Consider the following 8,409-nt stretch of genomic DNA (forward strand, 5'->3'; position numbering starts at 1 on the left):
CGGCGTCCGTGCGGACCGCACGGCCGCGGCCCCCGGAGACCGACAGCTCCCAGGTGCCGGAGTTCCACGGCGCGAGGTCGTCCCGCAGCTCGACGACCACCGACCCCGACAGCGGCTGCGGCCAGCCGCGCTGCGCCATGGCCTGCTCGAGGTCCACCACCCGGTGCATGGCGACCTTGCGGTCGACGACGCGGGCCAGCTCGACGGGCAGCGCGGTGGCGACGGCGTCCCCGCGCAGCAGGCGCAGGTGGAGGTTGCGGGCGACCGGCGCCCAGCCGGCCAGCACCCCCAGCAGCGTCCGCGCGGCCGCCGGGGTGTCGGCGACGACGTCGCGGACCGTGAAGACGGCCTCGCGGCCGTAGCCGCGGCCGCGGTGCCAGCTCGCGGCGGCGACGAGCCGGTCGCCGTCCTCGACGAGGGTCAGTCCGTCGACGCCCTCGGGCAGCCGGTCCGTGGCCGGCGCCGGGCGGACGAGCATGCCGCTGCGCGCACGGGCCTCGCGCTCGTAGAGGGCGGCCACCGCGGGCAGGTCGGCCGCGCCGCCCGTGCGCGTGGTGAGGCCGGGCGCCGCCCCGCTGCGCGCGAGGGCGTGCGTGGGCACCTCGACGGTCGTCAGCGTGCCCGTGACCTCCCAGCCGGCGCGGCGGTAGAGCCCGGCGACGGTCGGGAAGAGCGCCGAGACGGCGGCGCCGCGCTCGCGGGCGCCCTTGAGGAGGGCGCGGAGCAGGGACGTCGCGACGCCCGCGCCGCGGGCCTCCGGCTGGACGGCGACGTCGGTGACGTCGGCGGCCACGACGCGCCGCCCGCCCCACCAGTGCTCGCGCGGCAGGAGCGTCACCGCGCCGAGGAGGTCGCCGTCGTCGCCCAGCGCCCCGTAGCGGACGGCGCCCTCGGGCTCCGTGCCCGGGTCGGGCGGCGACGACAGGTCCTCGCCGAAGGACAGCGCGTGCAGGCGCCACTGCCGGGCGTGGTCCTCGGGCCCGAGCGGACGGACCACCGGGCCCGGCCGGGGGGCGCGGGGCTCGCGGGCGGACGGGGCGGCGGTCTCGGGAGGCACCCCGGAACGCTACCGGCGGCGACGCCCCTGCCCTGACGACCGAGCACGGACGACCGAGGTCCGACGGCCGGACCCGACGGCCGGACCCGACCGCCGGGCCCGACCGCCGGGGCCCGCTCGGGCTCAGGCCTGCGGTGCCCCGACCCGCTCGAGCACGAGCTCGCGCACGCGCTTGGCGTCCGCGGCCCCGCGGGTGGCCTTCATGACGGCGCCCACGACCGCCCCGGCGGCCTGCACCTTGCCGCCGCGGATCTTCTCCGCGACGTCCGGGTTCGCCGCCAGCGCCTCGTCCACGGCCGTGACGAGCGCCGACTCGTCGGAGACGACCTCGAGGCCGCGGGCGGTGACGACCTCGGTCGGCGTCCCCTCCCCCGCGAGCACGCCCTCGAGCACCTCGCGCGCCATCCGGTCGGTGATGCGCCCCGACTCGACGAGCCCGGCGAGCTCGGCGACCTCGGCGGGGCCGACGGGCAGCGCCGTGACCTCCACCTCGCGGGCGTTGGCGGTGCGCGCCAGCTCCCCGCCCCACCACTTGCGGGCGGCGGCCGGGCTCGCGCCCTGCGCCACGGTCGCGGAGATGACGTCGAGGAGCCCGGCGTTGACGACGTCGCGCATCTCGAGGTCGCTGTAGCCCCACTCCGCCTGCAGCCGCGCGCGGCGGGCGACGGGCAGCTCGGGCAGGGACGCGCGGACCTCCTCGACCCAGGCGCGCGACGGCGTCATGGGCACGAGGTCGGGCTCGGGGAAGTAGCGGTAGTCGTCGGCGTCGGACTTCACGCGCCCGGACGTCGTGATGCCCGTGTCCTCGTGCCAGTGCCGCGTCTCCTGCAGCACCGACCCGCCCGCGTCGAGGACCGCGGCCTGGCGCGACACCTCGTACCGCACGGCCCGCTCGACGGAGCGGAAGGAGTTGACGTTCTTCGTCTCCGTGCGCGTCCCGAGCGGTGCTTCGGGCGAGGGCCGCAGCGAGACGTTGACGTCGGCGCGCATCTGGCCCTGCTCCATGCGGGCCTCGGACACGCCGAGCGCGCGCAGCAGGTCGCGCAGCGCGGCGACGTAGGCGCGGGCCACCTCGGGGGCGCGCGCGCCGGCGCCGGTGACGGGTCGCGTGACGATCTCGACGAGCGGGATGCCGGCGCGGTTGTAGTCGACGAGGGAGTGATCGGCGCCGTGGATGCGGCCCGTGGCCCCGCCGACGTGCGTCGACTTGCCCGTGTCCTCCTCCAGGTGCGCCCGCTCGACCTCGACGCGCCAGGGCGTGCCGTCCTCGAGGACGACGTCGAGGTGCCCGTCGGCCGCGATGGGCTCGTCGTACTGCGAGGTCTGGAAGTTCTTCGGCATGTCCGGGTAGAAGTAGTTCTTCCGGGCGAAGCGGCACATCTCCGCGATGGTGCAGTCGAGCGCCAGGCCGATGCGGATGCCGTGCTCGACCGCCGTGCGGTTGACCACGGGCAGCGCGCCCGGCAGGCCGAGCGACACCGGGGACACCTGGGTGTTGGGCTCGGCGCCGAAGGCCGTCGAGGAGCCGTCGAACATCTTCGTCGCGGTGCCGAGTTCGACGTGGACCTCGAGGCCGATGACGACGTCGTAGCGCGCCGCGGCGTCGTCGTAGGCGACGAGCGGCTCGCCGCCCATGGCGGCCGGTGCGGTGGCGGTGCTCATGCGGTGGCGACCTCCGGTCGGGCGGGCACGGTGTCGAGGGCCGGGGCCGAGGCGAGCAGCGGCCCGCCCCAGCGGTCCTCGAGCAGCGCCTCGAGGGCGCCGCCGAGGCGGTAGAGGCGCTCGTCGGCGCGGGCCGGCGCCATGACCTGGAACCCGACGGGCAGGCCGTCGGCGGCGAGGCCGCTCGGCAGCGACATGCCCGGCACGCCCGCGAGGTTGGCGGGGATGGTGGCGATGTCGGCGGCGTACATGGCGAGCGGGTCGTCGAGGCGGCTCCCCAGCGGGAACGCCGTCGTCGGCGCCGTCGGCGAGACGAGGACGTCGGCCTGCTCGTGCGCCGCGGCGAAGTCGCGCTGGACGAGCGTGCGGACCTTCTGCGCCGAGCCGTAGTAGGCGTCGTAGTAGCCGGCCGACAGGGCGTAGGTGCCGAGGATGATCCGGCGCTTGACCTCGGGGCCGAAGCCCGCGCCGCGCGTGGCGGCCATGACGCGCTCCGCCGTCACCGGGCCCTCGGACGGCTCGACCCGCAGGCCGAAGCGCATGCCGTCGAAGCGGGCCAGGTTGCTCGAGGCCTCGCTCGGCATGACGAGGTAGTAGGCGTCGAGGGCGTGGGCGAAGGTCGGGCAGGAGACCTCGACGACCTCGGCGCCGGCGTCCGCGAGCAGGTCCAGCGCGGACCGGAAGCTGGCCATGACCTCGGACGAGAACCCCTCGCCGGTGAGCTCGCGCACGACGCCGACGCGCATGCCGCGCACGTCGCGCGAGCGGGCGGCCTCGGCGAGCGGGCCGACGGGGTCGGGCAGCGACGTCGCGTCGCGGGGGTCGTGGCCGCCCATGACCTCGTGGAGGAGCGCCGCGTCGAGCACGGACCGGGCGCAAGGCCCCGCCTGGTCGAGGCTCGAGGCCATGGCGATGAGCCCGTACCGCGAGATCCCGCCGTAGGTGGGCTTGACGCCGACCGAGCCGGTGACGGCGGCGGGCTGGCGGATCGAGCCGCCGGTGTCGGTGCCGACCGCGAGCGGCGCCTCGAAGGCGGCGACCGCCGCGGCGCTGCCGCCGCCGGAGCCGCCCGGCGTCCGCGCGGTGTCCCAGGGGTTGCGCGTCGGCCCGTAGGCGGAGTGCTCGGTCGAGCTGCCCATGGCGAACTCGTCCATGTTCGTCTTGCCGAGCACCGGCATCCCCGCGGCGTGCAGCCGCTCGACGAGCGTCGCGTCGTACGGGGGCACCCAGCCCTCGAGGATCTTCGAGCCGGCGGTCGTGGGCGTGCCGCGCGTGACGACGACGTCCTTGACGGCGACGGGGACGCCGGCGAGGGCGTGCAGCTGCTCGCCGGCCGCGCGGCGGGCGTCGACGTCGCGGGCCGTCGCCAGCGCCTCCTCGCCGCTGACGTGCAGGTAGGCCGCGACGCCGCGGCCGTCGCCGGGCGCGCCGTCGACGGCCGCGATGCGGTCGAGGTGCGCGCGCACGACGTCCTCGCTCGTGACCTCGCCGGCCGTGAGGCGGCGGGCGAGGTCGGCGGCGCTCGCGCGGACGAGCTCGTCCGGGCCGGTCTGCGGGCCGCTGCTCTGGTCGGCCGAAGGGGCCATCAGTCCTCCTCGAGGATCTGGGGGACGAGGAAGCGGCCGTCCTGGGCCGCGGGCGCGCCGGCGAGGACGTCCTCCGCGGGCAGGGACGGCTCCACGACGTCCTCCCGGTAGACGTCGACGAGCGGCAGCGGGTGGCTCGTGGCGGGCACGTCGTCGGACACGACGGAGGACACGGAGGCGACCGCGGCGACGACGGCGTCGAGCTCGCCGGCCAGCCGCTCCAGCTCCGCGGGCTCGAGGTCGATGCGCGCGAGGGCCGCGAGGCGCGCCACGTCGTCGGGTGAGAGGGCGGGCATGCGCGTGAGTCTAGGAGCCGGGAGGTGGCCGGCCCGACCCGCCGAGCGGGAGGCGGGCCACCACGTCAGCGCACTTCCTCGCGGGCGTCGTAGGCGTCGAGGACCGCCTGCCGGACGCGGCCCCGCGCGGCGACGTCGTGCCCGTTCTCCCGGGCCCAGGCGCGGACGTCGTCGAGGTCGGTCCTGCGGGGCCTCGTCGCGGGCGCCCCGACGGCGGACGCGTCGCCCTCGGGACTGGCCGGTGCTGCGTCGACCTCACCCGTCGCCGCGTCCGCCGTCTCCTTCCCCGCGTCGTCCGGAGCGCCCTCCGCGGGCGGCTCGGGCTCCGGCAGCGCGCCGGGCCCCTCCTCCAGCAGCAGCCGGAAGCCGTCCTCGTCGAGGATCCGCAGCCCCAGCTCGCGGGCCCGCACCTCCTTCTGGCCGGCGTTCTCGCCGACGACGACGAAGTCGGTCCTCTTCGACACCGAGCCGGAGGCCTTGCCGCCGCGGGCGAGGATCGCCTCCTTGGCGCCGTCGCGGCTGAAGCCCTCGAGCCCGCCGGTGACGACGACGGTGACCCCCTCGAGGTGGCGCGGCGCGGACGCGTCCTGCTCGTCCTCGAGCCGCACGCCGGCCTCGCGCCAGGCCTCGACGATGGCGCGGTGCCAGTCCACGGCCCACCAGGCGCCCACGGCCTCGGCGATGACGGGGCCGACGCCGTCGGCGGCGGCCAGCTCCTCGGCGCTGGCGCCGACGACGGCGTCCAGGCTGCCGAAGCGCGTGGCGAGCGAGCGCGCCGCGGTGGGGCCGACGTGGCGGATCGAGAGGGCGACGAGCACCCGCCACAGCGGCTTCTCGCGGGCGGCCGCCAGGTTGTCGAGCAGCCGGCGCCCGTTGGCCGACAGGTCGCCGTTGCTGTTGCGGAAGAGCGGGACCCGCAGCATGTCGGCGTCGGTGAGGGCGAAGAGCCCGCCCTCGTCGGTGAGCACGCGGTCGCCGGCGTCGACCGGCGCGCCGTCGTCCTCGGGCCGCGCGTCGCGGCTGCCCCCGGCGTCGGGCACACCGCCGAGCAGCGCGCCGGCGGCCTCCCAGCCGAGCGCCTCGACGTCGAGGGCGTTGCGGGAGGCGATGTGGAAGAGGCGCTCCCGCAGCTGGGCCGGGCAGGTGCGCGCGTTCGGGCAGCGGATGTCCTTGTCGCCCTCGCGCTCGTGCCGCAGCGCGGTGCCGCAGGACGGGCAGTCGGTCGGCATCCGCCACTCAGGGCCGCGCGCCGCCGGGTCGGCGCCCTCGGCCAGCACCGGGCCGAGCACCTCGGGGATGACGTCGCCCGCCTTGCGGACGACGACGAGGTCGCCCGGCCGCACGCCCTTGCGCCGCACCTCGTCGGCGTTGTGGAGCGTGGCCAGCTCGACCGTCGAGCCCGCCACGAGGACGGGCTCCATCCGCGCGAAGGGGGTGACCCGGCCGGTGCGCCCGACGTTGACGGAGATCTCCAGCAGGCGGGTGGTGACCTCCTCGGGCGGGAACTTGTAGGCGATGGCCCAGCGCGGGGCGCGGCTCGTCGCGCCGAGGCGCCGCTGGATGGCCAGGTCGTCGACCTTCACCACCGCGCCGTCGATCTCGTGCTCGACGTCGTGGCGGCCCTCGCCCGTGCGGGCGACGAAGGCGCGCACGGCGTCGACGTCGTCGACGACCCGCAGGTGGCTGCTGACGGGCAGGCCCAGGGCCGCGAGGCGCTCGTACGCCTCGGACTGGCTCGCGACGTCGAAGCCCTCGCGGCGGCCGAGGCCGTGGACGAGCACGCGCAGGGGGCGGCGGGCGGTGACGCGGGGGTCCTTCTGCCGCAGCGACCCCGCCGCGGCGTTGCGCGGGTTGGCGAAGGGCTGCTTGCCCGCCTCGACGAGGCCGGCGTTGAGCTCGGCGAAGGCCTCGACGGGGAAGAAGACCTCGCCGCGCACCTCCAGGAGCGCGGGCACGGGCGCCGAGGAGCCGTCGAGGCGGTGGGGGACGCCATGCAGCGTGCGGACGTTGAGCGTGACGTCCTCCCCCGTGCGCCCGTCCCCGCGCGTGGCGGCCCGCACCAGGCGGCCCTCCTCGTAGACGAGGTCGACGGCGAGCCCGTCGATCTTCGGCTCGCAGAGCCAGCGCAGCCGCGCCCCCTCGCCGGCCTCGCGGACGACGCGCTCGACCCACTCGTCGAGCTCCTCGGCGGTGAAGACGTTGTCGAGGCTCAGCAGGCGCTCGAGGTGGTCGACGGGGGTGAACTCGGTGGAGAAGGTGCCGCCCACGCGCTGGGTCGGCGAGTCGGGCGCCGCCAGGTCGGGGTGCGCGTCCTCCATCTCCTGCAGGCGCCGCAGCAGGGCGTCGAAGGTGGCGTCGGGCACCGTCGGGGCGTCGCGCACGTAGTAGGCGAACTGGTGGGCCCGCACCTCGTCGGCCAGGGCGGCCCACGCGCGGCGGTCGTCCTCGGTGGCGGGGCCCGGCGGGGCGGGCGCGTCGCCCGCGGGGACGCCGCGCAGGTCGTCGGCGGGCTGCTCCGGCGGGGTCGCGCTCACGTCCGGCATCCTGCCCCAGCCCCCCGACACCCGGCCCCCCCGACACCCGGCCCTCGGCGGCCGTGCTGGGACGACGCGGACCACGCCGCCCGCTCGGGGGGCCGGCCCTACGGTGGGCGGGTGAAGGTCGTCATCGCCGGGGGCAGCGGCGCCCTCGGCCGACGCCTGGGCGACGACCTCGCCGAGCGCGGCCACGACGTCGTCGTCCTCAGCCGCACCCCCGACCCGCGCGCCCGTCCCCGGCAGGTCGGCTGGGACGGCGCGACGCCGGGGCCGTGGGCCCGCGAGCTGCGGGGCGCCGCCGTCGTCAACCTCGCCGGCGCGCTCGTGGATCGGCGGCCGACCCCCGCGAACGTCGACCTCCTCACGACCTCGCGGGTCCGCCCCACCCGCGCGCTCGCGGCCGCCGCGGCCGCGCTCGACGAGCCGGTGCCGGTGTGGGTGCAGGCCTCCACCGCCGCGATCCACGGCGACGCCGGCGACGCCGTCCTCACCGAGGACTCCCCCGTCGCCGACGGGCCGCCCCAGATGGCCGGCGTCGCCCGCGCCTGGGAGGCCGCCGCGACGGACCTGCCCGCGCGGCGCACCGTGGTGCTGCGGACGAGCGTCGTGCTCGACCGGGGCACCCCGGCCCTCGACCGGCTCCTCCTCCTGACCCGCTGGGGCCTGGGGGGACGTGTCGGCTCGGGGCGGCAGTGGTTCTCGTGGATCCACGTCGAGGACTGGCTCGCCGTCGTCCGCACCGCGCTCGAGCAGCCGACGCTGTCCGGCGTCGTCCTGGCCACCGGCCCCGCCCCGGTCCGCAACGCCGAGCTCATGGCCACGCTGCGCGCCGTCGTGGGCCGGCCGCCGGCACCGCCGACGCCCGCCCCCCTCCTCCGGGTCGGGGCGCTGCTGCTGCGGACCGACCCGGCGCTCGGGCTCACCGGACGGCGGGTGGTGCCGGCGCGCCTGCAGGCCGCCGGCTTCGCCTTCGCCCACCCGACCCTGCGCCCCGCCCTGACCGACCTGCTCGGCGGCCCGTCCACCTCCTCGTGATCGGGCCGGACGCCGCACCCGGGCCCCCCGACATGGAGGCTGGGGTCACCCGCGAGCCCCGTTCGTGACGACAGCCTCCATCTCGGCGACGGCGTCGACGTCGCGACGGCCACCCCCGCGTCACCAGCCCGCTGACGCGGCGGGGGGGGGGGGGGGGGGGGGGGGGGGGGGGGGGGGGGGGGGGGGGGGGGGGGGGGGGGGGGGGGGGGGGGGGGGGGGGGGGGGGGGGGGGGGGG

6 protein-coding genes are annotated in these 8,409 nt (G+C 77.7%); 1 reads left to right on the top strand and 5 read right to left on the bottom strand.

The window, feature by feature from the left end; all coding sequences use genetic code 11:
* The 5 genes from WDV85_RS01430 to ligA all read right to left on the bottom strand — a co-directional run.
* The coding region (locus tag WDV85_RS01430; RefSeq protein ID WP_339568920.1) for a GNAT family N-acetyltransferase at positions 1-1,057 on the bottom strand (1,057 nt) is incomplete at its 3' end.
* Between the two features lie 123 nt (positions 1,058-1,180).
* Positions 1,181-2,719, bottom strand: coding sequence for an Asp-tRNA(Asn)/Glu-tRNA(Gln) amidotransferase subunit GatB (gene gatB / locus WDV85_RS01435; protein ID WP_445263139.1), 1,539 nt, complete (start codon positions 2,717-2,719; stop codon positions 1,181-1,183).
* Positions 2,716-4,305 (bottom strand): Asp-tRNA(Asn)/Glu-tRNA(Gln) amidotransferase subunit GatA, encoded by a 1,590-nt coding sequence (gatA, locus tag WDV85_RS01440; protein ID WP_339568921.1) that lies wholly within the window; start codon positions 4,303-4,305, stop codon positions 2,716-2,718. Before gatA ends, gatB begins: the two co-directional genes overlap by 4 nt.
* Positions 4,305-4,601 carry an Asp-tRNA(Asn)/Glu-tRNA(Gln) amidotransferase subunit GatC gene (gene gatC, locus WDV85_RS01445; RefSeq protein ID WP_298804673.1) on the bottom strand — a complete coding sequence of 99 codons (297 nt, stop codon included), beginning with the start codon at positions 4,599-4,601 and terminating at the stop codon, positions 4,305-4,307. The genes gatA and gatC overlap by 1 nt, the downstream gene beginning before the upstream one ends.
* Before the next feature lie 65 nt (positions 4,602-4,666).
* Positions 4,667-7,144, bottom strand: a complete 2,478-nt coding sequence (gene ligA / locus WDV85_RS01450) for an NAD-dependent DNA ligase LigA (protein WP_445263140.1) — start codon at positions 7,142-7,144, stop codon at positions 4,667-4,669.
* A gap of 111 nt (positions 7,145-7,255) precedes the next feature.
* On the opposite strand from ligA, the gene WDV85_RS01455 reads away from it, so the two are divergent.
* On the top strand, positions 7,256-8,173 hold the full coding sequence (locus WDV85_RS01455) for a TIGR01777 family oxidoreductase (RefSeq protein ID WP_339568923.1): 918 nt from the start codon (positions 7,256-7,258) through the stop codon (positions 8,171-8,173).
* The last annotated feature ends 236 nt before the right edge of the window (positions 8,174-8,409 follow it).

The organism is Pseudokineococcus sp. 5B2Z-1, assembly GCF_037482305.1.
GTDB lineage: Bacteria > Actinomycetota > Actinomycetes > Actinomycetales > Quadrisphaeraceae > Pseudokineococcus.